Origin of the sequence: Streptomyces sp. NBC_00012 (genome assembly GCF_045040875.1) — a bacterium.
GTDB lineage: Bacteria > Actinomycetota > Actinomycetes > Streptomycetales > Streptomycetaceae > Streptomyces.
This window is the reverse complement of sequence record NZ_CP108309.1, coordinates 402111-425668: the sequence shown is the minus strand read 5'-3', so window position 1 is coordinate 425668 and position 23558 is coordinate 402111. Positions and strand designations below refer to the sequence as shown.

Genomic DNA, 23558 nt, shown 5'->3' with positions numbered 1-23558 from the left:
GCCCTGATGCAGCGGCGCGCTGTTGGTGTCCAGGGCGCCCGATCCGGTCAGGTAGGGGGAAGGCGAGGCGGTATCCGGTGGCGAGCAGGACAGCGCCGACCTCCTCCTTCGTTCCGTCGGCCCACACGACGCCGTCGGCCGTGAACCGGCTGAACATGTCGCGTCGGTCGACGCCGTGCTGGTCCAGGGCGGTGCGGTAGTGGCCGTCGTCGAGCACGGAGACGGGCACCTTCGCCAGCAGCCGCCGGATCGGTGCGACGTCGAGGCGGGTGTGCTTGAGCCACCAGTGCAGGTCCCGGCCCAGCGGGCGCTGGGGTGTCCATCCGATCGGGCGCCGGGTGGCCAGGGTGGTGTCGGCGAGCGGGGCCGAGTTCGGCGGCGATCTGGATCGCGGAATTGCCCCCGCCGACTACGACGACTCTCTGCCCGGCGAATGCGCCGGGGCTGCGGTAGTCGGAGGCGTGCAGCACCCGGCCGCCGAAGTCCGCCTGTCCGGGAACGTCCGGAACGAAGGGTGCGCCGTAGTCACCGGTCGCGGTGATGACCGCCCGCGCGGTGAATTCCCGCCCGTCCTCGGCCCGCACGGACCAGGTGCCGTCCTGGCGTGTCACGGAGGTGACGGTTGTCGAGGTGCGGATGTCGGCGGGCAGATGGTCGGCGTAGTCGCGCAGGTAGTCCACCACTTCGTCCCGCCGCGGGTAGCGGTCCGCCTCGCCGGGGAAGCGCATCCCGGGCAGGGGCGAGTACTGGGCCGGGGAGAACAGGGTGAGGCTGTCGTAGTACCTGGGTCAGGACCCGCCCGGCTCCTCGGCCCCCTCCAGCACCAGAATGCGGGTGAAGCCGTGGCGCGGGGCGAGGGCCGCGGTGGCCAGGCCGGACTGCCCGGCACCGATGACGATGAGATCGGCATGCTCCATGAAAACGTGGCCCTTCATGTGAGTCGTTATTTCGGGAAGTGGCGAAATGTTGAGGGTGCGGTGACAGAGAACAGCGTTGAGACGTCCGCGGTGGATCCGGCGACGGCCGACTTCCTCAAGGCCCTGGCCAGTGAGACTCGTCAGAAGGTGATGCAGCAGTTCACTGGCGGGATGGCTGACGGTCGGCGAGATCGCGGAGCGGTGCGCACTGAAGCCGTCGACCGCGTCGGAGCATCTGAGCCTGCTGCGTCGCGGCGGCCTGGTGGTCTCCCGAAAGGATGGCAAGCAGGTCTTCTACCGGGCCGACGGTGCCACCATGGCGAAGCGCCTCTCCGCACTCCAGGCGTACCTGGCGCTCTGCTGCCCGCCCGACCGCACCGGCTGACCCGCCGGCGCGGGCCGTTGGTCAGGAGCGCAGGTCGAGCATGGCGGACATGGCCGCCACGACGGACGGCGCGACCTGGTAGTACACCCAGGTCCCGCGCCGCTCGGAGGTCAGCAGGCCGGCCTCGCGCAGCTTCTTCAGGTGGTGGGAGACGGTCGGCTGGGAGACACCGACGTCGGAGATGTCGCACACGCACGCCTCGCCGCCCGGGTGCGAGGCGACCTTGGAGAACAGACGCAGCCGCACCGGGTCCGACAGGGCCTTGAACATCGCGGCCATCTTCTCCGCATCGTCCTGCGACAGCTCCCCGGCGGTGATCGGAGGGCAGCACGGCACCACAGTCCCCGCGTCCAGGACCGGCGACCCCACAACCTCTGACTTTGACATGTGTCTATGTTGACACTCGTCGATACCTGGTGGCAAGCTCCGGATATCGACAGCAATCGAAGCAGCTGCCGGACCAGCCGCCTGACTCGGAGGACATCACCGTCATGACCACCACTGCAGACCTGCCGGTCGTCGTCATCGGCGCCGGCCCCGCCGGGCTGGCAGCCGCTGCCCACCTGGTCGACCGCGGCATCGAACCACTGGTGCTGGAAGCCGGAGACGCCGCTGGAGCGACGGTGCGCGAGTGGTCCCACGTGCGGCTGTTCTCCACTTGGGGCGAGATCGTCGACCCGGCCGCCGAGAAGCTCCTGGCCCCGACCGGCTGGACCAAGCCGGACGCGGCCATTTGCCCGTCCGGCGGGGACTGGGCCGACCTTTACCTCCAGCCCCTCGCCGACGTACTCGGAGACCGTGTCCGCACCAGCGCCCGGGTGACCGGCGTCTCCCGCACCGGCCGCGACCGCATCGTCGACGCCGACCGCGAGACACAGCCCTTCGTCGTCCACGTTGCCTACGCTGACGGCCGCGAGGAACGCCTCTTCGCCCGCGCGGTCATCGACGCCTCCGGCACCTGGACCACCCCCAGCCCGGCAGGGGCCAGTGGCCTGCCCGCCCTCGGCGAAAAGACCGCGGCCGCCCGCATCACCTACCGCGTCCCCGACCTCAAGGACCCGGCCGTCCGCGCCCGCTACGCCGGCAAGCGCACCGCCGTCATCGGCTCCGGCGCCTCCGCGTTCACCGCCCTGGCCACCCTCGCCGACCTCGCGAGGGACGAGCCCGGCACACACGCGGTATGGATCCTGCGCCGAGGCATCAGCGGATCCACGTTCGGCGGCGGCACCGCCGACCAGCTCCCCGCCCGCGGCGCCCTCGGCCTGGCTGCGAAGGCTGCCGTCGACAACGGCCACGCCGACGCGGTCACCGGCTTCCGCACCGAAGCCATCCAACGCGACACCGACGGCCGCCTGATCCTGACCGGCGAGGACGGACGCCGTCTCGACCCGGTCGACGAGGTGATCGTTCTGACCGGCTTCCGCCCCGACCTGTCCTTCCTCTCCGAGATCCGCCTCGGCCTCGACGAACGCCTCCAGGCCCCCGTCGAGCTCGCCCCGCTCATCGACCCCAACCAGCACTCCTGCGGCACCGTCTACCCCCACGGCCACCGCGAACTCTCCCACCCCGAACCCGGCATCTACCTGGTCGGCATGAAGTCCTACGGCCGCGCCCCGACCTTCCTGGCCATGACCGGCTACGAGCAGGTCCGCTCCGTCACCGCCGCCGTCGCCGGTGACACCGAATCCGCCGACCGCGTCGAACTCACCCTCCCCGAAACCGGAGTCTGCGGCGGCGCCGGACTCTTCGACGACCCGGCAACCGACCAGGCCGACGCCGGAGGCTGCTGCGCCACTCCGGCGCCCGCTCCCGTACAGATCGGCGTCGGCACCTCTCTGCCGCTCGCAACCGCCGAGGAACCGCCGTCGTCCGGCAGCTGCTGCTGACCTCACCCCAGCGCCCCGGCCCCCGACGGCCGGGGGGTTCCCACCCTGTGTCAGGAGGAACGTCATGTCCCGCGTACAGCTCGCACTGCGCGTCCCCGACCTTCCCGCCTCGATCACCTTCTACAGCAAGCTTTTTGGCACCGAGCCGGCCAAACTGCACGGCGGCTACGCCAACTTCGCCATCACCACCCCCCGCTCAAACTCGTCCCCGTTCGATTGACAGACCCCTGTTTTTATGTCGCATCGAGGCCCTCGTGCTATCGAAGTCTTGCTGTCCGCTGAGGAGCGTGCGGAGTTGCTGCGCTGGGCGGGTGGTGGGGTGCCGGCCCGTGTGGCGGAGCGGGCACGGATCATTCTGGCCTGTGCGGACGGGGCGTCAAGTATCGCTGTGGCGGCGGACTGTGGGGTGTCCGCGGAGACGGTGCGCAAGTGGCGTTCGCGGTTCGTGGCCCGGCGGGTGGCGGGCTTGGTGGATGAGCCGCGGCCGGGCCGGCGCAAGCCGGACCTGGTGCTCAGCGGAGCCGAGCGGGCGGAGCTGACGCGCTGGGCGCGGCGGGCGAAGACCGCGCAGTTCCTGGCCCTGCGCGCGAAGATCGTGCTGCGGTGCGCGGAGGGCGGGACGAACAAGGAGGTCGCGGCCGAACTCGGCGTCGCCCACGCGACGGTGAACCGCTGGCGCTCCAGGTTCATCACCCTGCGCCTGGACGGGCTGACGGACGAGCCCCGCCCCGGCAGGCCGCCCTCGGTCCTGCTCGACCAGGTCGAGGACGTACTCGTGGCGACTCTGGAGTCCGTCCCGGGCAAGGACACGCACTGGTCGCGTGCCTCGATGGCGAAGCACAGTGGGCTGTCGAAATCGACCGTCGGGCGGATCTGGAAGAGGTTCGACCTCAAGCCCCACCTGCAGGACTCCTTCAAGCTGTCCACCGACCCGCAGTTCGTCGCCAAGGTCGTCGACGTCGTCGGCCTCTACCACCATCCGCCGGAGAAGGCAGTGGTTCTCTGCGTCGACGAGAAGAGCCAGATCCAGGCACTGGACCGCTCGCAGCCGGTACTGCCGATGATGCCGGGCATGCCCGAACGCCGCACCCACGACTACTACCGGCACGGGATCACCAACCTGTTCGCCGCCTTCAACATCGCCGACGGCACTGTCATATCGGAACTGCACCGCCGCCATCGCGCCATCGAGTTCAAGAAGTTCCTGATCCGGATCGACAAGGCCGTGCCCACCGGACTCGACGTCCACCTGGTCTGTGACAATTACGCCACCCACAACACCGCCGAGATCAAGACGTGGCTGGGTAAACACCCCCGCTTCCACGTCCACTTCACCCCGACCGGCTCGTCCTGGATGAACCAGGTCGAGCTCTGGTTCGGCCTGCTGACCGACAAACTCATCCGCCGCGGCGTCCACACCTCCGTGACAGCCCTGGAGAAGGACATCACCGCCTGGATCGACACCTGGAACGAGAACCCGAAGCCGTTCACCTGGACCAAGACAGCCGACGAGATCCTCAAATCCCTCGCCGACTACCTCACCAAAATCAGCCCATCCAGCACCGAAAACCAGCAGCAGACTTAGAAGCCGCGCGGATAGGCGCGTTGGGGATACCGGGCAGGAAGGTGGGTCGCGGCCTTGGTGATCATGGGGTGGTGACGTTCCGTGATTGCTGGGGGTGTTTGTGCCTGTCCTGCCGTCCTGGCTGACCGAGCCGTTGTGGGAGCAGTTCGCGGCGTTGCTGCCCGAGCGGCCGGTCTACGATCCGGCTCATCCGCTGGGCTGTCACCGGCGGCGTATCAGTGACTGGGTCGTCTTCGACAAGTTGCTGCAGCTGCTGCGGTTCGGCTGTTCCTACCAGGCGATTGCCGACACCACATGTTCGGCCACCACGATCCGCACCCGCCGCGATGAGTGGATCCGGCTGGGTGTCTTTGCCCGGCTGAGGCAGCTCGCGCTTCAGGCGTACGACCGGATCGTGGGGCTGGTCCTGAACCAGGTCGCCGTCGACGGCTGCATCACCAAAGCCCCGGGCGGTGGTGAGGTCGCGGGGCGCTCGCCGGTTGACCGGGGCAAGCAGGGCCTGAAACGCTCCGGCATGGTGGACGGCTACGGCATCCCCCTGGGTCGTGTCCTGGCCGGGGCCAACCGCCACGACTCACCACTCCTGACTCCAACCCTGGACCTCCTAAACGGTCTCGGGCCTCTGCCTGAGCAGATCACCGTCCACCTCGACGCCGGCTACAACAGCGACAACACCCGTACCCTGCTGGCCGGGCGCGGCCTGCACGGCCGCATCGCTCACAAGGGCGAGAAAGCCCCTGTCCAGGCGAGTCGGCGGTGGCATGTGGAGCGGACACATGCCTGGCAGAACGCCTTCCATCGCCTGGCCCGCTGCTTTGAGCGCCGCGCCGTGGTCGCCGACGCGTTCTTCGACCTCATCGACACCATCATCACCGTCCGCAGTCTGATCCGCCGGGCATGGACCACCCAGCGCTGGCACACCCGACCCCACCACCGCCCTTGAACCGCCGACGTTGGCACGCCCCTGGGGTGTCGTCCACGCGGCAGCCCCCAGGGGCGTACCGTGCGGGACGTGGTCAGCGGGGGGGGGGGGCAGCACTACAACTTTGCAGCATGGCAGGAGTGGTCGCCGGAAGACGTGGTGGCATGTTGGACGATGGTGGACGCGAGCCGGGGTCTGGCGGCGAGCAAGCCCGGCCCCACCCGGCTCGGCGGTGGAGGCTCAGTTGTCGCGTGTTGCCGTAGTGCGCAGCGGTAGACCTGCGTTGACACGCCGCTTCAGCTCGCTGAAGTCGTCGAAACCGTCCACGTAGGTGATCGCGTTGCCGTTGTTGTCATGGTCGTCGAACACGCGCAGCAGGTCGCGGTCGAAATGCTCCAGTATGCGGAGGTCGGCCAGGCCGATCACGGCCGGTGGGGTCGCGATCTCAAGGCGCGGCTCGCCGATCACCGCGTTGGCGATGAGCGCGCCACCGATGGTGAAGTGATGTTCTTCGCCATAGAAGAGCCGGGCATGGACGTCGCCGCCGATGTAGGCGGAGCAGTCGTTGTAATCACCGATGAGCCGGTCGGTGCTCAGGTCGCCGTGGACCTCGAGCCAGCCGGCGGTCACGATGTCGCGTGCCCGCATGTTGCCGGTCACCAGCAAAAACGACTCGGGATCGTCGCCATCGCCGTACACGCCGCCGACAACCAGATCGCCGAGTACAACCAAGAGGTAGACGCCCTCCTGTGCCAGGTCGAGGTCGCCGGGTATGTGCAGGTCGCCATCGACAAACCCGATATCGGCGGTGTAGTCGTCGATCTGGTCGAGCGCCGCGGTCACATGCTTGATCTTGTAGTCGTTGTGGGACAGGCTGATTGCCGTGATGACCTCGGCTCGGGAGACCTGATTCTTCTTGTAGCTACGCACGTTGGCAATCATGGCCAGGACACTACCTTCGTGTAATTGGTGTCGAGTTCTGTCGAAGTGCATCTGTCAGATGGCGAGCCGCTGAGTTGGCCTCTTCGAAGCCGCACCGGCATGGTAAATGCCCTCACTGACACGACCGCTCCGGCCCGACACTCCGCGGCGAAATGCCGTAGCGCAATAGGTACTTCTACCGATACCGCCGATCTGGAGGCACCACAGGGCCCCGGGGAGAGTCCTGTTCGCCCGGCTTGATCACGCGTCGGTGTGGCCCGGTCAGGTCCGGTTCAGGATCAGAGTTCAGCTGGTGGCAGGCCGAGGTGGTCGTGCAGTGCCCGGCGGCCGGCGGGTGTCACGAGGAGGGCGCGGGTGGTGCCGATGCGCGTCATCCACCCGGTGGCGAGTGCGTGGGCGGACAGGGCGGCGCCCACAGCGCCGGCCAGGTGGGGACGGCGCTCGGTCCAGTCGAGGCATGCGCGCACCGGTGGCCGGCGTGAGCCAGCGGGTACCGTGATGCCGACCTCGGCAAGCCAGAGGGCGCCCTTGCCAGTCAGGCCCGGCTCAGGTCCCCACTCCAGGAGTCCGCGTTCGACCATCGCGTCGGTGATGGCCAGAGCGGTGGTTCCGGCCAAATGGTCGTAGCACAGCCGGGCGCGGGCCAGTGCCTGCTGCCGGCCGGAGGCCGACAGCGAGCGTGGTGGGGCGCTGTGCTTCGGGGCCAGCGCGGCAAGGCTCTCGATCAGTTCGACCACTCTGCGGTCGGCCACCCGTACGTAGCGGTGGCGTCCGTGCCGCTCCTCGACGAGGAGCCCGCCGTTTACGAGCAGGTTCAGGTGCGAGGTCGCAGTGGACGGCGCGACTCCGGCATAGCGCGCGAGCTCGTTCGCCGTCCAGGCCCGGCCGTCGAGCAGCGCGAGGCAGAAGGCGGCCCGGGTGCCGTCGGCCAGCAGTCTGGCCACGCCCGCCAGGTCCACACCCACATCCTGGCCTGCGCGCTGAATGTCCACGGTGCCCATTGTCGCCGACGTCCCTTCGACGTCCGTCGAAGCGTCCCCGTCCTAGCGTCGGCCCGTGCGCCGGGCTCACCGGCCCCGCACCCGCATCCGCTCACGTACTGGAGCAACCATGCCTGCGTCCGACACTGCCGTCACCGTTTCCCGCCAGCCCGCCCCCCAGCCGGACTGCATGCTCACCGACGCCCCCAACCCGGAGGACGCCGCGGCAATCTCCGGCGCGCTGGACCGCTTCAACATCGAACACACGGGAATCGCCGACCGCAGACCTCTGGCTGTCCTGGTCCGTGATCCCGATACCCACCAGGTGGTCGGCGGACTGACCGGGCGTACCTCGCTCGGGCTGTTCTTCCTCGACCTCTTCTACCTGCCGACCCGGCTGCGTGGCAGCGGGCTGGGAACAGAGATCCTCCGGCAGGCCGAGGACGAGGCTCGTGCCCGTGGCTGCCGCACGGCCGTGCTCTACACCATCACCTTCCAGGCCCCCGGCTTCTACCAGAAACACGGGTGGAAGCGGCTGGGAGAGGTGCCCTGCGATCCGCCGGGCACCAGCCGCGTCTTCATGACCAAAGAACTCACCGCATCGACTGGTGAACCAGTCCGGTCCCGGTAAGGTCGCCGTGCTCGTTGCACCATCATCTGTTCCGTCCGCTATGCACCTGCCACAGGCCGCGTCCGGGGCGTCACGGCCCGAGGCGGTGGTGCCGTCCGGTCTGCTCGCCGCACTGTCCCTGGTGCCCGATCCGAGGAATCCGCGCGGCGTGCGGTTCCGGCTGGCAACGCTGCTCGCGGTCGGCGTGTGTGCACTCACCAGCGCCGGACACAACTCCCTGACCGCCATTGCCGAGTGGGTACGCCGCTGCGACCAGGATGTACTGGCCCGGCTGGGCTGCCCCTTCGATCCCTTTACCGGCCGGTTCAAGGCTCCGGGCGAGCGCACCCTGCGCGATGTATTCGCCCGCGTCGACCCCGCGCTACTCACCGCCGCCGGTTTCACCAGACTCACCACACTCCAGGCCCGCCCGGTGACCGCGACCGGCCCGGACGGGATCGTCGAGCGCGAACAGCGCCGCGCCCACCGGATCGCCCAGAACGAGACGGACCCGCCGCAACCGCGTCGTGCGGCCTTCGCCGTGGACGGCAAATGCCTGCGCGGAGCGGTCCGCGCGGACGGCAGCCGTGTCTTCGTCCTGTCCGCAGTGCGCCACCACGATGCGTTGACTGCTGCTCTGCGCGAGATCAGTGCGAAGACGAACGAGATACCCGAGTTCGCTCCGCTGCTGGACACCCTCGATGGTCAGGACCTGACCGGCTCCGTCGTCACCGTCGACGCCCTGCACGCCCAGACGAGCCACGCTCGCTACCTCGTCGAGGACCGACAGGCCCACTACCTGCTGTCGGTGAAGAACAACCAGCCCACCCTGGCCCGTCAGTTGACCAAACTGCCCTGGAAGCAGGTACCGGTCCTCGAGCAGTCCCGCGACCGCGGACACGGCCGTGAGGAGGTCCGCGAGGTGAAGGTGGTGAGCGTGAACGGTCTGCTGTTTCCCCACGCCCGCCAGGTTGTTCGCATCCACCGCAAACGCCGCCGAATCGGCACATCGAAGTGGCAGACCGAGACCGTCTACGCCGTCACCGATCTCGCGGCCCACCAGGCGTCTCCCGCTGAGATCGCTGCCTGGGCGCGCGGCCACTGGATCATCGAGAACACCGTCCACTGGACCAAAGACGTGACCTTCGCCGAAGACGCCAGTCAGATCCGCCGGCATCGCACCCCCGCCGTCATGAGCGCACTGCGCGACCTTGCCCGCGCCACCCTCCACCGCTCCGGATGGGCCAACATCGCCAGCGGCCGACGAGCCCACACGCACCCCGCAGCCACGCTCACCCTCCACGGGATTCCATGATCAAACCGGGCGAACGGGACTCTCCCCGGGGCCCTGGGAGGCACCACCGTACCTGTAGCAACAATCACAGTCCGTAGCAGCCGCTCCGCCTCAGCATGACCTGGCCAAAACGCCCAACCGCCCCTATCCGCGCGGGTTGTTAAGACCACCTTTTCTGGCGCATCACACTAGTGTGATGCGCCGGAGATCCGTCGTTAGTTCCTGTATGAGTGATTCTTCGGGTGTGCCCGCACCGCGTCGTGGTCCGAAGCTGGAACCGTTGCGGGTGGTGGTTCTCACCGGGTTCCTGCTGGCCGGGGCACCGAGGTTCCTGATCCTCGCCTTCGATGCCCCGTTGGGGGTGGTACTGGCCGTCTTCGCGGTCAGTGGGTTCGGTGCCGGCTTCGTCAACCCAGTGCTGGGAGCCGTCCTCGTCGAGCGGGTGCCGCGCCGGATGCTGGGCCGGGTCAACGCGCTCGGTGACTCGTTGGCCTGGGCCGGTATCCCTCTCGGCGGGCTGCTCGCAGGGGCGGCGGTGACCGCTGTCGGACTCGTGCCAGTGCTGCTCGCCTGCGGCGCCGCGTACTTCCTCACCACGAATCTGGCTGGACTGCGGCCGGAATGGCGCGAGATAGACCGTACGCGTGGGCGGGGTGTCCTGAAGCCGCACTCCGAGGAAGACGCCTCACAAGACAGCGCGAATGTAGTGGCATGACCCTCCCGGAGGAAGGGTGTACGACATCGATTTTCGGCTGCGCCTCGATGAACCTCGCGTTCCCCGCCAAGATGTTCTCCGCCCGGAAGTAGCCCTGATCGACCTGGACCAAGCGGTGAAGCCCTCCATGTGGGAGTCAGCGTCGGTACCCGATCTCAACGCAGCACTGTTCTCCCTGGCCAAAGGCATAGGGGCACCTCCCCGCCGGAGAGGAGGTGCGGCAGTCCTTCCGGCGGCAGCATTCAACGCGTCACAGGGAGGGAGGCCACGGTGCCGCCCTGACGGAGAGCTTCGCGCAGGGTGGCGTTCTCCGCTTCGAGTCCGGCGTTCCGCAGGCTCAGCGTCTGGATGTGGTTGGCGTAGGCGGCGATGGTGGCGCGTGCTTCCCGCTGCTCGGCCGCGTGTTGGGAGCGCAGCGTGCGGTCCGCCTTCTTGAGGCGGGCGATGTCCGCCGTCAGGGTGTCGGTCTGCGGTCGGGGCGCGTCCGGTGTCCGGAGCAGTCCGGTGATGATCTTCGCCAGGGGTGAGCGGTAGTAGGTGGCGCGCGAGATGCCCGCTTCCGTGCACAGAGTGGAGACAGTCAGGGCGCCGCTGGTGTGTTCGGGGTTGCCGGTCACGATCCGCTCGAAGGCGTGCACGACAGCCTGGTCGGTGCCCGGCCGCACGGGAATGCCGGCGTGTTCGAGGGCGTGCCGCAGCCGCATTGCGGCGGGGTCATTCATGCGTCGGGGCTTTCGGTGGAGGTGGGTTCTGCGATGGCGTGGTCGAGTTCGGCGATGTGGGTGGTCAGCGCAGCCGTCTGGAGGCGGGACAGTCCCGCCGGGGCGTCGAGCGGGCGCTGGGCCTGGGCACGGGCGGTGGTCAGGCGGGGCAGGTGGACGCTGGAGCGGCGGGCATTGGGACAGGTCAGGCACATGGTCAGCAGCGGCAGGGGCCGCCCCGTGTGCTGGGCCCTCTCCGCGCAGAGGGCGGAGGAGGGCTGGTAGAAGCAGTCGTTGAGGACGCCGGGGTGAAGGGTCTTCGTCAGGTGCTGGAGCATGGTGCGCAGCCGGGCGGGGCTGGCAGTGATGCCGGGCAGGTCGCCCAGCTCCCGGCGGATCCGGGCGAACTCGGCGTTCACGCGGCCGGCGGCGCCTCCGCTGGTGCGGTGGCCGTCGTTCCAGTCGCGGTACAGGTCCTCGACGTAGTCCAGCTGGGCGACGGCGCGTTCGGCGGCGACCTCGGCGGCAAACCCGGAGGCCGAGGTGCCCGCGTAACCTTCGAACAGGGCCAGTTCGGCGTGCTGGTACTGCCGGGCGCCTGCGACGACGCCGAACGGCTGGTGCGCGAGGTGCCAGGCGAGGGCGCGGCGGAACTGCTGGGTACTCAACCGCCAGGGCATGGGTTCCTCCTCCCCTTCCTCACCCTCCGGTTCATCGTGAGCGGGCGTGTCGTTATCCGGCGCCGGTGTGACCGTGTGGAGCGGCACGTAAGGGGCGTCCGGGGTGCTGAACAGCTCGTTGAGGTGGTCACGGAAGTCGTTCAGGCGCCTGTTGACCGAGCCGAACAAGACAAGGCTATTGCTGGTCATGCCCTTGTGGCCGAACAGGTGGGTCGGGTCGTCGTTGACGGTGGCGAGAAGCGTGACGGCCTGGTGGACGATGTCGAGCACGACCCATTCGGCTTCCTCGCCGGTGAGCTTGCGGCCCTTGAGGGTGTAAGGGTGCGCTGGTGGTCCTCGCGATAGACGACATCGCGTACCCAGTGACTCCTGTTTTCCACCGTCCAGTGCCAGCGAACCAGACCGGATGGTTTCCGGCGTTGCCTGATCGGCGGTCAGGCTGGTGACCTCGTGCACAATCTCCTTGGACAGCCGGTTGCCAAGGTGGTCGAAGGTGTCTCGGCGGATCCGGAACACTTGTGCCGCAACCAGGAAATGTGATGCCCTCGGCGGGCGCGATCCAGATCGCCCGACGCACGACCCTGCGCCTACTACGGTCCTCGGTGGCATGATGTTCGCTGCCCGGCGCGGCCGGTCCGTCATCCCGGCATGCTTTCGGCCCGGATCTTACCGATGGACTCCGAAGGCACGCCGGAATGACGGTTCGACGTCACCGTGCGCACAACCGGTCCAATGCCGACTGGCTCTCATCGTCCGCGGCGCGGCAGATCATCAACCGCTGGTCCGGATCTTGGAGGGGCATAAGCACTTCGAAGTGCACGGCGATCACACCGGCGCCCGGATGCCGCATCACCTTGTGTCCGCGGCCGTTGACCTTCACGTCTCGCTCGGCCCACAATCGCGCGAATTCCTCGTTACGGGTGCTGCATTCGGTGATGAGGTCGGTCAACGCCTGGTCCTCCGGGTGCGCGGCCCACGCTGCGCGCAGGTGGGCGATTCCCTCCCGCACGACGCGCTCGCGGTCGACATAGAGCTCGCGTATTTCCGGGTGTACCAAGCACAGCCGCATCGCATTGCGCTGCGCCGGCGGCAGGGTTTCGAAATCCAGCAGCAGCCTCGCCATTTCGCTGTTCCAGGCCAGGATGTCGTAGCGGTGGTTCATCAGCATGGCCGGCAGTGGCGACAGGTCGGCGACCAGCCGGGCCAGCGGCGGCGCCGCAGTGGTGGCGGGCTTGTCGGCGTTGCGGGGGCGCTGCTGGGCCAGGCTGAAGAGGTAGGCGCGTTCGTCGGGGGCCAGGCGCAGCGCCCGGGCCAGCGCCTCCACCACGTTCGCTGAGGGCCGCAGTCCCCGGGCCTGTTCCAGCCGCACGATGTAGTCGATGCTGACCCCGGCCAGTTCGGCGACCTCTTCGCGGCGCAGTCCTGGGGTCCGCCGGGCCTGCTGACGCGACGGCAGGCCGAAATCGTCCGGGTTCAGGCGTTCGCGCCGGGTCCGCAGGAATGCGGCCAGCTCCTGTGTCGTGTCCACGGTGCGGGTCGTCATGTTCGGCCCAACAGACAGGGTAGGACTGGTGTTCCCAGGAACTTCTTTCCCTTATCCCCGGCTCGCGGCGGTCACAGACTTGTGCTCGACAACGGATCACAAGCACAGGAGGACACGATGACGCTCACCCTCGACACCTACCGGCTGCTCGGCCGCTCCGGGCTGCGGGTCTCACCGCTGGCGCTGGGCGCGGCGACCTTCGGCACCGAGTGGGGCTGGGGCGCCGAGCAGGACGAGGCGCGCAAGCTGTTCGACCTCTACGTCGAGCGCGGCGGCAACTTCATCGACACCGCCAACACCTACACCAATGGCAGCTCTGAGCGCTTGCTGGGTGAATTCACCCGCGACAACCGCGAAAGCCTGGTGCTGGCAACGAAATACACCACGCTGCGCCGGCCCGGCGACCCGAATTCCGGGGGCCCTCACCGCAAGAGCCTTTTCGCGTCGGTGGAAGCCAGTCTGCGGCAGCTGAATACGGACTACATCGATCTGCTGTACCTGCACGTGTGGGATTTCACGACACCGGTCGGGGAGATCCTGCGCGGCATGGACGATCTGGTCCGGCAGGGCAAGGTCTTGTACGTGGCGATCTCCAACGCCCCGGCCTGGCAGGTGTCGCGCATGCAGGCGATCGCCGACCTGCGCGGCTGGTCGCCGCTGGTCGCGCTGCAGATCGAATACAACCTGATCGAGCGTACCGGGGAACGTGACCTGATCCCCATGGCACGCGAGATGGGGTTGGGCGTGGTGCCGTACTCGCCACTGGCCGGCGGGGTGCTCACCGGCAAGTACAGCCGCGACGACCTGACCGCGGCGAACGCCGCGGTCGACGACGGCACCCGTAAGAATTTCAACATCGCCAACGGCGGGCTGACCGAACGCAACTTGGACATCGCTGATGTCGTGAAGGAGGTCGCCGCGGAGCTGGGCCGCACAACCGCCCAGGTCGGGTTGGCCTGGACCCTGCAGAACCCGGACGTGACGGCATCGCTCATCGGAGCCCGCACTCTCGCGCAACTGGAGGACAATCTGGGTGCCCTGGAGGTCGACTTCACGGCCTCCCAACTGGCCCGCCTCGACGAGGCCAGCGCGATCGAACTCGGCTTCCCGCACGACATGCTCGCCAGCGACAGGATGCGCGCGGTGACCCACGGCGACCTGAAGGTCGAAACCCTCCGCTGATACCCGATATCGGGCCCCGAGGGCAGCACTGCTACCCCCGTCGAGGTGATCATCGGCAGACCTCTGCCGTGGATATGGGTCGTGATTCCTCTGACGAATCCGTTCCAGTTATGCTCCGGTTTGGCAGTATTGCTGGTCGCGCAGTGCTCAGGTTCATACGCTGATTGCTTTTTCCGGGATGCCGTGGCGGCCCAGCTTTTGGGTCATGCCGTGCGTCGAGATCGGCTTGCCCGGGAGCATGCCCGGGAAGAGCCACCGAGGACCTGGGTGGGCTCGTGAGAGCTGTGGCCGCAGCTGGGGCTGTTCGGCGAGGCGCCGAAGGAGTTCGGCGAGTCGTGGAGGCAACAGGACGGGGTGGCGGCCCAGGACCAGGTGGGCGTGCTTGTCGCCGAACTTGAGGTGCTCTGGCGTCAGATGGCAGAGGTGTTCGGTGGACGGACCAAACAGCAGGGTGATCGCACCGGCAGCCCGGACGTCCGTAGGCAGGGCAGCATCGGTCAGACAGCGCTGGAGGAGCGGCCAGCGATCGTCCTCGTCGAGCAGGCCCTGAGGTTCCTGCCGTGGGATGGAGGGGACGGCCAATCCGAGGGTGAGCCGACGGCTCGTGGTCCACTTCAGGAAGTATCGGACCAGGTAGCGGCGTTGGCTGACAGCTCCAGCGATCCAGTCGTCGATGTGTTCCTGGGTGAGGTCGGTGAGGGCGGCCAGGTCGCGTTGGTCGATCCAGGCCAGGAAGTCCAGGGCGGCGCTGACGCGTCGCCGCAGGTCGCGGTCGGCGGAGGCGGGATGGTGGCGGCCCGTTGGCGGGCGCGTCGGAGCAGGAACCAGTTCAGGAACGGGCGGGCGACATTGGCGTGCGCGGCCGGCTTGTCCGCGAGTTCGTGCTCCAGCCAGCCGGGGATGCGTTCGAGGTCTTCGTGCCGCTCGTCCAAGGTGCCGGTGTGGACGAGGAGTTGGCGGATATAGCGCTGGTTCCGGCTGGGTGGGAGCTCGTCCAGCAAGTCGTGGGTGAGCTCGTGCCCTTCGGCCGCCAGTCGGGCGAGGAGCTTGGTGTTCGGGCTCTCCTTGATCCACTGGATGGCGGGGAACGGTGAGGGAGCGTTCGCCAGCGCGGACGCGAGCGGTTCCAGTTGCGGGGCGATCGCACCGTCGGGGCCGGCCAGCAGGGCGTTGACCCCCTCGGCGAGGACGCAGTGAGCGCATCGTCCGCGGCTGTGGGGGTTCCCGGCTCGACCGCACCGCTTGCACGTGTAGTCGGCGGCGAAGCCGACGCAGGGGGCGGCTCCGGTTGAGCCCTGTCGGGCGAAGTTTTCAGGTACGTAGGACTGCTTCGGGCGGTGCGTGGACGGCGGCGAACAACTGCGTCCATGGGTCCTGCCAGGGCCATCGCTGCGGCAGGTGCAGCGTCAGGCGCCGGGCGGAGCGGGCGATCCTGGCAGGGACACGGACGAGGTGAGCGCGCAAGGTGGCGGTGGTGGCCTTGGCGTGGAAGGCCGAGGCCAGGGTGCCTGCGGCCCGCAGCAGGTTGTAAGCCATGGCCCACAGGGTCAGCCAGGCGGCGTTGGCCTGGAAGTGCCCCGAGGGAAGGTGGGCCAGGGCAGAGGCTTTACTGTCGGCAATGACCTGCTCGACGACGGCGTGGTGGCGGTGTTCCCGCTCGGCCTGGAGCATCGGCGCAGGGTTGTCGATGAAGAACGGGCGGTAGCGCCGGACGGGGAACAGTTCGCCCTGCTCGCCGACGGTGGCGGGTTTGGCGAGGTCGCGAACCCGGCGCACGATCAGTCGGGCGGTAACCCGCTCTGCCTTCTTTCTGCCGGTGAAGGCGGTGTAGGCGGGGATCTCGGCGACCTCCGCGTCGAAGATGAGTTCACCGGTTTCGGGGTCGGGCACGGCGGTGGGGTAGGTGATCTGCTGCCATGCGGTTTCGGGGACAGCCAGGACGGCCCGTTTGATGGAGGGGTTCATGCCGGTGGTGATCGAGAAGTGGGCTCCGGCCCGGTGGCAGGCGGCGATCACTCCGGCGTTGTAGAACTGCGAGTCGGCCCGCAGGATGCGCATGCTGGTGCAGCCCGCCTCGACGGCGGTGGCCAGGGCCTCGCTCACGAATTTCGGGGCGCCTCGGGAGTCTGCGGCTTTGACCCTGGCGCATCCGCACGGTGGCGATCACTGGGCGGGAGTGTGGGGTGCAGACCGTGGCGAGGAGGGGGTGCAGGGTGCGGATGCCCTTGAACCGGCCGTACTCGGCGCCCTGCTTGGTCCGGCCGTAGACGCGTTTGTGGGTGGAGTCGACATCGATGAACGCCTTCTTCCGGGCGCCGGGCAGCAGCGGAGTGTGCGCGGCCAGCGCGGCCAGGAACGCGCGGTGCACAGCGTGGAGTTGAAGCGCATGACCGTGGGTGAACGCACGCAGGAACGTGCCCAGCGTGGACGGGGCGCGAATACCGCCGAACAGGGCCGGCATCGCCCCGTGCCGCAGGACGTCCAGGTCGTCGATGTTGTCCGCACCCGCGACCATCCCGGCCACGATGCTGGTGACCTTGGCATCCGCTGCGGCCCCCGCACCGTTCCTCGCTCCGGTCAGCTTCACCTTCGCAGCCACCAGTCGCGACAGGCCGCACCGCTCGGCCAGCCGCATCACCGGGACCAGCCCGGCATGCGCGATCAGATTCGAGTCATCGAACGCGGCGGACACCGCTGAAGCGGTATGGGAAGATCGCATCTCGCGGGTGTCCTCTTGCTCTGCGGACGTGGAACCGTAGGAAGTCCCATCGTCCCAGCTCAGAGGACATCCGTGTCTCCATGTCCAAGCGCTGGACCGGCTACCGGCCAGCGGATCAGTTGAGGAAGAGGCTCATGTACAGTGCCGTCTCCCCCTCGGACTCGGTACCGCGGTAGAGGGAAGTGTCCAGACCGCAGAAGGTGAACCCCATCCGCTGATAGGCGCGGATGGCCGGAGCGTTGATGTTCGTCACTTCCAGCCACACGTGCCCGGCACTGCATTCCCGGGCCCAGCCGAAGGCATAACTCATGAGTGTCCGCCCGATTCCCCGGCCCTGGTACGGCCCAGCCACCTCGATATCGGCAATGATCAGCCGCCGGTTCCAGGGCTCATACGTCGTATCGACATAGCCGCATACGAGTTCGCCATCCAGCGCGACAAACCGCCGCTTGCCCTCCGATGTCTCATCGGCGGCCTCGGGCCCGTCGTCGGGGAAGACCTTGTGAATCGGCGGGTCCAGTCGGACGGGCCGAAAGGTGAACCCGCCCTCGGAACCGACCACTTCGAAGACGGCATCCGAGCTGAACTCGCCCGTGATGACGGCGGACTTGTCTCTCTCGCTCTCCGCCACGCGATAGGTGATTGCCTCCGCCGCCTCACGTTCGGCTGAGCTACGGTCAGGTGAGGTCATTTCCTCACGATACCGGTCTGGTGCACCACGGTGGTCAGCCCAACCCGCCAGCCGGACCACCGGCAACAGACCCGCGTCCGCAGTCAGATTCGCTCCGTCGAACCAGACAGAAACCGCCGAAGCAGGTATTGCAGCTAACCCTCGTCGACAACCGCGGCCGGCCTCCCTGACGGGAGGCCGGCCGCAGCCGTTCCGGGTCCGGCAGCCAGGTCCCAGTGCCGGCCGAACCAACGCCCGTTCTCGTCCAGCCACCGCAGAGGCGTTGTCACGTTGGTGCGGTGTTGATCGATTGAGGGCGCGTCAGGGTGTGTAGGGGTCGGGTGGGGGGCCTGGCTTACCCTGCGGTGGGCAGGGTGGTGGCGCCGGTGATCTCGTCCCGGATGGCGAAGCGGGTGGTCATCTCGGTGTGGTATTCGGTGGCGGTCATCAGGTGGCGGCGTGGTCGGAAGTGGGGCGAGATACCGCTGAACGCGGCCAGGAACCGCTGGGCTCCGCCGACGGAGCGGAAGCCCTTCATCGCGCGTTCGCGCTGCCGGGTAGGCTGGTGGGAGTTCTCCGCCCGGTTGTTCAGGCCCTTGTGGGCGCAGTGTTCTACGGAGGGCATGACCTCGCGGTGGGCCGCGCCGTAGGAGCGGAGCTTGTCGGTGACGATCACCCTCGGCACCGAGCAGGTCTTCTTGAGCAGTTTGTGGAAGAACCGCCTGGCCGCGGTCTTGTCCCTTCGGCCCTGGACCAAAATGTCGAGCACGTTGCCATCGGCGTCGACGGCCCGCCACAGGTACTTCAGCTCACCGTTGATCCTGAGGAAGACCTCGTCCAGGTGCCACTTGTCGCCCGGCTGCACACGCCGGCGGCCCAGGCCGTTGGCGTGGGCCTGCCCGAACTTCGTACACCAGCGGCGGACCGTCTCGTGGGAGACGAGCACGCCGCGTTCGAGCATCAGCTCCTCGACCTCGCGGAACGACAGCGGGAAGCGGAAGTACAGCCACACGCAGTGCGCGATGATCTCCACCGGGTACCGGTGCCCCTTGTACGACGGCGGTGCGCTGTCCACGGACGCCCCCTCCCAGCATGACCAACCCGAAGATCATCCCACCCGGTCAGTCAACGTGACAGTGCCGTTGCCCAGGGTGCGGTCCAGGAGAGGGAGCAGATGGTCCCAGTGGCGCTTCAGCCCGGAGGCGCTGAAGGCGTCGGTGTCGGACATGGTGAAGCCGTGGATCGTGCCGGGGTAGATCTCGGAGGTGTAGCTGACACCTGCGGCGTCCAGAGCCTGGTTGAGCTCGCCGAGGGCCTCGGGCGTCATGTCGCCTTCGGCGTGGCCGAGGTGGACCTGGGCGATGAGCTTGGAGAAGAGGTCGGGCCCATCGACGCCCACGGGGCCGTGGAATGCGGCGACGGCTGCCACCTGGCCAGGGTGGGCCGCAGCGGTGCGCATCGCCAAGAGGCCGCCTATGCAGTAGCCAGTCACCGCGACCGGACCAGCGCCGACCTCTGGCTGGGCTGTGAGGAACCTGATGTAGGCGTCGGCGTCGCTCAGAACACGTTCGGCGGTGTGCGCCTCGATCAAGGGCATCAGCTGGGCGAAGATCGCGGGCCGGACCTCTTCTCCGATGTGCTCGGGAAGCTCGACCACCGGTGCCGGGCCGTGCCGGTAGAAGAGGTTGGGGACGAGCACGTAGTACCCGTGTCCGGCCAGTTCGCGGGCCATCTCCCGCAGCACGGGCCGGATGCCGAAGCCGTCCGCGTACATCAGCACCCCCGGATGCTGCTCGCCACGGTCGGGGAAGGTGGCGAATGCATCGGCCTGGCCGGCCGCGGTGGGAATCTGCAACGTCTTGGTGGGCATGAATTCTCCTGTCGTGGTTGATGTGTCGAGCCTGTGATCAACACGACGGAGGCGGAGCCCGCGCAGCAGCGCAAGATCCTCGATCGAGCAGCGGGCCCGCACTGGCCCGTACGGTGCTCAGGAGAGCACCGGGTCACCAATCCGTGTGTGGCGCAATGCCGTCCCGGTAGTCATCCCCACAACATAGTCCACAGCCCTGATCATCCGGTGCGACAACATGACTACGTGCAGGAGTGGAGCGCAACGGCCGCCACGCTCGCAGAAATGAGTCATTGTGCGAACCGCATGCTGTGAGCACCAGCTCGAAGACCTGCAGCCATCCCTGCCCGGCGGACTCGGCGACGGGCAGCGCGCTCACCACCGCCAAGGTCAGCTTGCCGGGCCGTGCAACCGTGCAGGAACCGGCTCAGACGACAACGACCCGGCGCCCGCGTGTGTGACCGGCCTGGCTGTCGATGTGTGCGGCCGCGGCCTCGGCGAGCGTGTACGACTTCTCGACCGGGATGTGGAGCTTTCCCCGCGAGATGAGGCCGGCGGCCTCGGCGAGCGCATCCGGCACGTTCCCGGTCACGCCTGAGAAGCGGACACCGAGCTCCGGCGCACCGAGATCGGCGATGGAGATCACCTTCTGCGGGTCCCCGGTCAGCTCGACGAGTTCGCGGATCACGCCCGAGCCGGCCAGGTCGAGGGCCGCGTCGACCCGGCCGAGCTGCCGCACCCGTTCGGCCCAGCCCTCCCCGTACGTCGTCGCGAGGGCGCCCAGGCTCCGCAGATGGTCCTGGTTCGCGGCCCCGGCGGTGCCGATCACCGTGATGCCGCGGTCGCGGGCGATCTGCAGCACCGCCGACCCGACTCCCCCGGACGCACCGCTGACCAGCAGTGTCTGTCCGGGCCGCACACCGACCTCACGGATGATCCGCAGCGCGGTCTCCACCACGGAGGGGTACCCGGCCGCCTCTTCGAACGTCAGACCCTCGGGCATACGGGCCCAGGCTCGCAGTACGGCGAACTCGGCGTAGGTGCTCGACCCTCTGCCGAACACGTGGTCGCCGACCTCTACCCCTTCAACGCCCTCGCCGACCTCGTCCACCACCCCGGAGGCGTCCTGTCCCACTCCGGCGGGCAACTCGTTCGATTGGTGCGCCGGAGTGCGCTCTTTCTGGAACTGGCCCTCGCGGATCCTCCAGTCGACGGGGTTCACCCCCGCCACCCGCACGGCGACGCGTATCTGGCCGGGGCCCGCGTGGGGCTCCTCGGCGTCTATGAGTTGCAGAACATCCGGACCGCCGAACTCGGCGAAGCTCACCTTCTTCATGCGATGGACCGTAACACTAACGGTTAGTGTTTTGAAACAACTTCAGCTTCGTACCTGATAGCGTGAAGGCATGACGACCGTGCCCCCGGGACGTCGCGAGCGCAAGAAGGCCGCGACCCGCCAGAAGATCGCTGATACCGCCCTGCGGCTCTTCCTGGAACGCGGGTACGACGCGGTGGGCATCCGCGACGTGGCCGCCGAGGCCGACGTGGCCGTCACCACGCTCTTCTCCCACTTCGCCTCCAAAGAGGCCCTGGTGTTCGAGCGGGACGAGGACTTCGAGCAACGCCTCGCGCAGGCGGTCACCGGCCGCGCGCCACACGAACCGCTCATCCCCGTACTACGCCGCGAGATCCACGCCCTGGTGCGACATTGCACGGCGGACAGCGCCGCCCCGATCTGGCGCATGATCGACGAATCACCCGCCCTGCGGAAATACGAGGAGTCGATGAGGCTGCGCCACGCCGAGACGCTGGCAACAGCCATCGCCGCCGATCCCGAACTGTCACAGACCGCAACGGCGAGCCGGACGATCGCGAGGTTCGTGATCGACGCCTATTCGCTGGCCCGTGAAGCGGCCGAACCGGAGGCCGCGGTGGACGAGATCTTTTGGATGATCGAGGCAGCCTGGGAGGCCACCTGCCCTTCTCGACGTACGTGAGGAACTGTTCCTCCAGGTAGGGCAGGTGCCGGGGCGAGCTGAGACAAGTCACCGAACGCTGGGATTCAACTTCCATCCACTCGAGCAACTGGTTCACGTTGTCCCGGGTGAGGAGCTTCAGCTTGCCATCGGGACGGTCTTGACTTCCGAGACACCGTGGTCGGCGCGCTTGGCCGTGGACCAGCTCCAACGGCAATCCGTTGCGCTCCGCTCAGCCTTGGAAAGCCGCTCTCCGCTGGCGCCTGCTCTGGACATCGGTCTGTCCGAACACGTGATCAGCCAGGTTGTGGCCGACCGCGAGCACCGCCCATACGGCACCGAATGTCGCGAGCGTCGCGACCTGCTCAATCGAGTTCACCGGGTACCCCCGGCAACCGCGTTGGTGCAGAGAAAATCGACGTAGGGGGCGCCACTGCCGTCGAAATCTGCGGCTGGTTCAGCGTTGTCGGCGCTGCGGTCTCGGTAGATGCGGCGGCCGATCTCCACCGGTTCCCCGTTGGTTCACTGACCTACGGGTGAGGGTCCGATGCCGTACTTCCCTGTGATTTCCTTGCCGTTCTCGATCGGTCGGTGGATCTCCTGGGCCTTTGTGAGGTCGGTCAGGGCGTCGTTCAGGGTGGATCCGGTGGCGCCAGTGACGGTGGAGAGCGGTTCTGAAGCAGGCCGTGTCGGGGAAGTACGACCGGTGGTTCAGTGACGGCACGTACGTGGTGTGGAGCAAGTCGGCAGGTGCGGGCGAGAACGAGGAAACGATTCCGCCGAGTACATACCAGGCGCGGGGCAGCATGAAGGACTGCTACTGGGAGCGGACAACGAAGTCGGGGGACATCATCGACAACAATCTCGCGACGTCGGCCAGGGAGATCACGGTGACGGTCCGGGCGTCGGACGGGCAGTTCACGTCGGAGCGCTGCGCGGTGGAGCCGGTGAAATAGCGATCCGCGCCTCGTGGAACCCCTACCGAATCATGACCGGGGCGGCTAGCCTCCTTCCCTCCGTACGCCGAAAGACCACCAAGAGAGGACAGTATGTCCATTCGTTCTCGGGTCACAGCCGTCGCCACATCTGTGGCGCTGGCCAGCGCAGGAATGCTCGGCCCGGAAGATTTCAAGTCCAGTGAGACGGTCGTGACGCTATGAGGTTTGTGGTGCGGGTTCCCTGCGTTTGGCCGGGTCGTTGATCCAGGCCGTCTGGGGTATCTCGGGTGGTCTGGGGCGGCGGCCGAAGCGTTCGGGGTGGCGGGCGTATGCCTCGGCGAGGGTGACCGCGCGCTGGTCGCGGACTTCCTCGGCGGTCCCGAAGTGGACGGAGGCTGGTGTGTGCCAGCCGATACCCGAGTGCCGGTGCTCATGGTTGTAATACGCGATGAACGCGTCGAACCACTCGCGGGCGTGGGCCAGCGAATCGAACCGTTCGGGATAATCCGACATGTACTTCGTGGTCTTGAACTGGGCCTCGCTGTAAGGGTCGTCGTTGGAGACCTTCGGCCTCGAGTGCGACCGCGTCACGCCCAGATCGATCAGTAGTTGGGAGACCTTCTTCGACGTCATCGAGGTGCCGCGGTCCGCGTGCACGGTCTGGGGCACGATGCCGTTGCGGGCGATGGTCTCGCGGATCAGCTCCTCGGCCCGCACGGCTGATTCGGCTCGCTCGACGGTGTGGCCGACGATATACCGGCTGAAGATGTCGATGATCACGTAGGCGTGATACCAGACGCCCTTGGCCGGCCCGGCCGCCTTGGTGATGTCCCAGGTGAACACCTGCGAGGGCCCGGTGGCGACCAGCTCGGGCACGCCTTGGCGGGATGGGTGGCCTGCCGTCGGCGCTCACCGGACTGATCCTGCTCGCGCAGGATCCGGTACATCGTCGAGACGGAGCAGTGATAGCGCCCGGCATCCAGCTCGCGGGCCCAGATCTGCGCGGGCGCCAGCTCGGCGTACTCGTCGCCGTTCATCAACTCGAGTACCGCAGAACGCTCTTC

At 67.8% G+C, this 23558-nt stretch carries 24 protein-coding genes and 4 pseudogenes; 12 read left to right on the top strand and 16 right to left on the bottom strand.

All coding sequences use genetic code 11. The annotated features are described in order from the left end of the window. Positions 1-47 precede the first annotated feature (47 nt). Both OHA19_RS02165 and OHA19_RS02160 read right to left on the bottom strand, forming a co-directional pair. Positions 48-728: an NAD(P)-binding domain-containing protein gene (locus OHA19_RS02165; RefSeq protein ID WP_405720511.1), complete on the bottom strand. Its 681-nt coding sequence runs from the start codon at positions 726-728 to the stop codon at positions 48-50. A gap of 60 nt (positions 729-788) precedes the next feature. Further along, positions 789-935: an NAD(P)-binding protein gene (locus OHA19_RS02160; RefSeq protein WP_405720514.1), complete on the bottom strand. Its 147-nt coding sequence runs from the start codon at positions 933-935 to the stop codon at positions 789-791. A 145-nt stretch (positions 936-1080) separates the two neighbouring features. On the opposite strand from OHA19_RS02160, the pseudogene OHA19_RS02155 reads away from it, so the two are divergent. Together OHA19_RS02155 and OHA19_RS02150 are read left to right on the top strand one after the other, a co-directional pair. Then, a pseudogene (locus OHA19_RS02155) lies at positions 1081-1143 on the top strand (transcriptional regulator); the annotation flags it as partial. A gap of 36 nt (positions 1144-1179) precedes the next feature. Then, positions 1180-1302: a hypothetical protein gene (locus tag OHA19_RS02150; RefSeq protein WP_405720517.1), complete on the top strand. Its 123-nt coding sequence runs from the start codon at positions 1180-1182 to the stop codon at positions 1300-1302. Positions 1303-1323: 21 nt separating this feature from the next. Here OHA19_RS02150 and OHA19_RS02145 read toward each other — a convergent pair whose 3' ends face one another. Next, positions 1324-1689 carry an ArsR/SmtB family transcription factor gene (locus OHA19_RS02145; protein WP_405720520.1) on the bottom strand — a complete coding sequence of 122 codons (366 nt, stop codon included), beginning with the start codon at positions 1687-1689 and terminating at the stop codon, positions 1324-1326. Between the two features lie 104 nt (positions 1690-1793). On the opposite strand from OHA19_RS02145, the gene OHA19_RS02140 reads away from it, so the two are divergent. The 4 genes and pseudogenes from OHA19_RS02140 to OHA19_RS02125 all read left to right on the top strand — a co-directional run bounded on the left by OHA19_RS02140 (position 1794) and on the right by OHA19_RS02125 (position 5716). Next, on the top strand, positions 1794-3188 hold the full coding sequence (locus OHA19_RS02140) for an FAD-dependent oxidoreductase (RefSeq protein ID WP_405720522.1): 1395 nt from the start codon (positions 1794-1796) through the stop codon (positions 3186-3188). Positions 3189-3252: 64 nt separating this feature from the next. Continuing rightward, positions 3253-3395, top strand: a pseudogene (locus tag OHA19_RS02135) (VOC family protein); the annotation flags it as partial. A gap of 28 nt (positions 3396-3423) precedes the next feature. Beyond that, on the top strand, positions 3424-4773 hold the full coding sequence (locus OHA19_RS02130) for an IS630 family transposase (protein ID WP_405749182.1): 1350 nt from the start codon (positions 3424-3426) through the stop codon (positions 4771-4773). A 100-nt stretch (positions 4774-4873) separates the two neighbouring features. After that, positions 4874-5716 carry an IS5 family transposase gene (locus tag OHA19_RS02125; protein WP_405749179.1) on the top strand — a complete coding sequence of 281 codons (843 nt, stop codon included), beginning with the start codon at positions 4874-4876 and terminating at the stop codon, positions 5714-5716. Between the two features lie 219 nt (positions 5717-5935). Here the strand turns inward: OHA19_RS02125 and OHA19_RS02120 are convergent, their stop codons facing one another. Continuing rightward, the gene (locus OHA19_RS02120) at positions 5936-6637 is read right to left on the bottom strand and encodes a hypothetical protein (protein WP_405720534.1); all 702 of its coding nucleotides are present in this window, start codon (positions 6635-6637) and stop codon (positions 5936-5938) included. 278 nt (positions 6638-6915) lie between these two features. After that, complete coding sequence (locus tag OHA19_RS02115; RefSeq protein WP_266366128.1) at positions 6916-7638, bottom strand: helix-turn-helix transcriptional regulator; 723 nt, start codon at positions 7636-7638, stop codon at positions 6916-6918. 109 nt (positions 7639-7747) lie between these two features. Here OHA19_RS02115 and OHA19_RS02110 point away from each other — a divergent pair, with 109 nt between their 5' ends. The 3 genes and pseudogenes from OHA19_RS02110 to OHA19_RS02100 form a co-directional block, all read left to right on the top strand. Beyond that, on the top strand, positions 7748-8248 hold the full coding sequence (locus tag OHA19_RS02110; protein ID WP_266366130.1) for a GNAT family N-acetyltransferase: 501 nt from the start codon (positions 7748-7750) through the stop codon (positions 8246-8248). 7 nt (positions 8249-8255) lie between these two features. Continuing rightward, on the top strand, positions 8256-9542 hold the full coding sequence (locus OHA19_RS02105; protein ID WP_405720889.1) for an ISAs1 family transposase: 1287 nt from the start codon (positions 8256-8258) through the stop codon (positions 9540-9542). Between the two features lie 262 nt (positions 9543-9804). Continuing rightward, positions 9805-10236, top strand: a pseudogene (locus OHA19_RS02100) (MFS transporter); the annotation flags it as partial. Positions 10237-10478: 242 nt separating this feature from the next. Here OHA19_RS02100 and OHA19_RS02095 read toward each other — a convergent pair. The 3 genes from OHA19_RS02095 to OHA19_RS02085 form a co-directional block, all read right to left on the bottom strand. Continuing rightward, entirely contained in the window at positions 10479-10958 is a 480-nt protein-coding gene (locus OHA19_RS02095) for a hypothetical protein (protein WP_405720537.1), read from the bottom strand. Then, on the bottom strand, positions 10955-11887 hold the full coding sequence (locus OHA19_RS02090; protein WP_405720540.1) for a hypothetical protein: 933 nt from the start codon (positions 11885-11887) through the stop codon (positions 10955-10957). Before OHA19_RS02090 ends, OHA19_RS02095 begins: the two co-directional genes overlap by 4 nt. A 439-nt stretch (positions 11888-12326) precedes the next feature. Further along, positions 12327-13160 (bottom strand): helix-turn-helix transcriptional regulator, encoded by an 834-nt coding sequence (locus OHA19_RS02085; RefSeq protein WP_405749176.1) that lies wholly within the window; start codon positions 13158-13160, stop codon positions 12327-12329. A gap of 117 nt (positions 13161-13277) precedes the next feature. On the opposite strand from OHA19_RS02085, the gene OHA19_RS02080 reads away from it, so the two are divergent. Next, a complete protein-coding gene (locus tag OHA19_RS02080; RefSeq protein ID WP_405720546.1) occupies positions 13278-14342 on the top strand; it encodes an aldo/keto reductase in 1065 nt (354 codons plus the stop codon). A gap of 153 nt (positions 14343-14495) precedes the next feature. Here OHA19_RS02080 and OHA19_RS02075 read toward each other — a convergent pair whose 3' ends face one another. The 7 genes and pseudogenes from OHA19_RS02075 to OHA19_RS02045 all read right to left on the bottom strand — a co-directional run bounded on the left by OHA19_RS02075 (position 14496) and on the right by OHA19_RS02045 (position 20916). Continuing rightward, positions 14496-14924, bottom strand: a complete 429-nt coding sequence (locus tag OHA19_RS02075) for a hypothetical protein (protein WP_405749173.1) — start codon at positions 14922-14924, stop codon at positions 14496-14498. Positions 14925-14956: 32 nt separating this feature from the next. Then, positions 14957-15343, bottom strand: a complete 387-nt coding sequence (locus OHA19_RS02070) for a hypothetical protein (protein ID WP_405720552.1) — start codon at positions 15341-15343, stop codon at positions 14957-14959. 310 nt (positions 15344-15653) lie between these two features. Then, positions 15654-17061, bottom strand: a pseudogene (locus OHA19_RS02065) (IS1380 family transposase). A 115-nt stretch (positions 17062-17176) separates the two neighbouring features. Further along, on the bottom strand, positions 17177-17752 hold the full coding sequence (locus OHA19_RS02060; RefSeq protein ID WP_405749171.1) for a GNAT family N-acetyltransferase: 576 nt from the start codon (positions 17750-17752) through the stop codon (positions 17177-17179). A 334-nt stretch (positions 17753-18086) separates the two neighbouring features. Then, positions 18087-18806, bottom strand: coding sequence for an IS6 family transposase (locus OHA19_RS02055; RefSeq protein WP_405720558.1), 720 nt, complete (start codon positions 18804-18806; stop codon positions 18087-18089). A 33-nt stretch (positions 18807-18839) separates the two neighbouring features. Further along, complete coding sequence (locus tag OHA19_RS02050; protein ID WP_405720561.1) at positions 18840-19601, bottom strand: dienelactone hydrolase family protein; 762 nt, start codon at positions 19599-19601, stop codon at positions 18840-18842. A gap of 406 nt (positions 19602-20007) precedes the next feature. After that, positions 20008-20916 carry an NADP-dependent oxidoreductase gene (locus OHA19_RS02045; RefSeq protein ID WP_405720564.1) on the bottom strand — a complete coding sequence of 303 codons (909 nt, stop codon included), beginning with the start codon at positions 20914-20916 and terminating at the stop codon, positions 20008-20010. Positions 20917-20986: 70 nt separating this feature from the next. Between OHA19_RS02045 and OHA19_RS02040 the strand changes: the two genes are divergently transcribed. Together OHA19_RS02040 and OHA19_RS02035 are read left to right on the top strand one after the other, a co-directional pair. After that, positions 20987-21577: a TetR/AcrR family transcriptional regulator gene (locus OHA19_RS02040; RefSeq protein WP_405749168.1), complete on the top strand. Its 591-nt coding sequence runs from the start codon at positions 20987-20989 to the stop codon at positions 21575-21577. A gap of 665 nt (positions 21578-22242) precedes the next feature. After that, positions 22243-22512 (top strand): hypothetical protein, encoded by a 270-nt coding sequence (locus OHA19_RS02035; RefSeq protein WP_405720569.1) that lies wholly within the window; start codon positions 22243-22245, stop codon positions 22510-22512. A gap of 198 nt (positions 22513-22710) precedes the next feature. Here the strand turns inward: OHA19_RS02035 and OHA19_RS02030 are convergent, their stop codons facing one another. Continuing rightward, positions 22711-23370 carry a transposase gene (locus OHA19_RS02030; protein WP_405720572.1) on the bottom strand — a complete coding sequence of 220 codons (660 nt, stop codon included), beginning with the start codon at positions 23368-23370 and terminating at the stop codon, positions 22711-22713. Positions 23371-23558: the final 188 nt, after the last annotated feature.

Bases quoted from the DNA above. Each gene is read 5' to 3' on its own strand.
- OHA19_RS02165 (WP_405720511.1), bottom strand. From the start codon at position 728: ATGCGCTTCCCCGGCGAGGCGGACCGCTACCCGCGGCGGGACGAAGTG.
- OHA19_RS02160 (WP_405720514.1), bottom strand. From the start codon at position 935: ATGAAGGGCCACGTTTTCATGGAGCATGCCGATCTCATCGTCATCGGT.
- OHA19_RS02145 (WP_405720520.1), bottom strand. From the start codon at position 1,689: ATGTCAAAGTCAGAGGTTGTGGGGTCGCCGGTCCTGGACGCGGGGACT.
- OHA19_RS02140 (WP_405720522.1), top strand. From the start codon at position 1,794: ATGACCACCACTGCAGACCTGCCGGTCGTCGTCATCGGCGCCGGCCCC.
- OHA19_RS02130 (WP_405749182.1), top strand. From the start codon at position 3,424: ATGTCGCATCGAGGCCCTCGTGCTATCGAAGTCTTGCTGTCCGCTGAG.
- OHA19_RS02120 (WP_405720534.1), bottom strand. From the start codon at position 6,637: ATGATTGCCAACGTGCGTAGCTACAAGAAGAATCAGGTCTCCCGAGCC.
- OHA19_RS02115 (WP_266366128.1), bottom strand. From the start codon at position 7,638: ATGGGCACCGTGGACATTCAGCGCGCAGGCCAGGATGTGGGTGTGGAC.
- OHA19_RS02110 (WP_266366130.1), top strand. From the start codon at position 7,748: ATGCCTGCGTCCGACACTGCCGTCACCGTTTCCCGCCAGCCCGCCCCC.
- OHA19_RS02095 (WP_405720537.1), bottom strand. From the start codon at position 10,958: ATGAATGACCCCGCCGCAATGCGGCTGCGGCACGCCCTCGAACACGCC.
- OHA19_RS02085 (WP_405749176.1), bottom strand. From the start codon at position 13,160: ATGACGACCCGCACCGTGGACACGACACAGGAGCTGGCCGCATTCCTG.
- OHA19_RS02080 (WP_405720546.1), top strand. From the start codon at position 13,278: ATGACGCTCACCCTCGACACCTACCGGCTGCTCGGCCGCTCCGGGCTG.
- OHA19_RS02060 (WP_405749171.1), bottom strand. From the start codon at position 17,752: ATGACCTCACCTGACCGTAGCTCAGCCGAACGTGAGGCGGCGGAGGCA.
- OHA19_RS02050 (WP_405720561.1), bottom strand. From the start codon at position 19,601: ATGCCCACCAAGACGTTGCAGATTCCCACCGCGGCCGGCCAGGCCGAT.
- OHA19_RS02045 (WP_405720564.1), bottom strand. From the start codon at position 20,916: ATGAAGAAGGTGAGCTTCGCCGAGTTCGGCGGTCCGGATGTTCTGCAA.
- OHA19_RS02040 (WP_405749168.1), top strand. From the start codon at position 20,987: ATGACGACCGTGCCCCCGGGACGTCGCGAGCGCAAGAAGGCCGCGACC.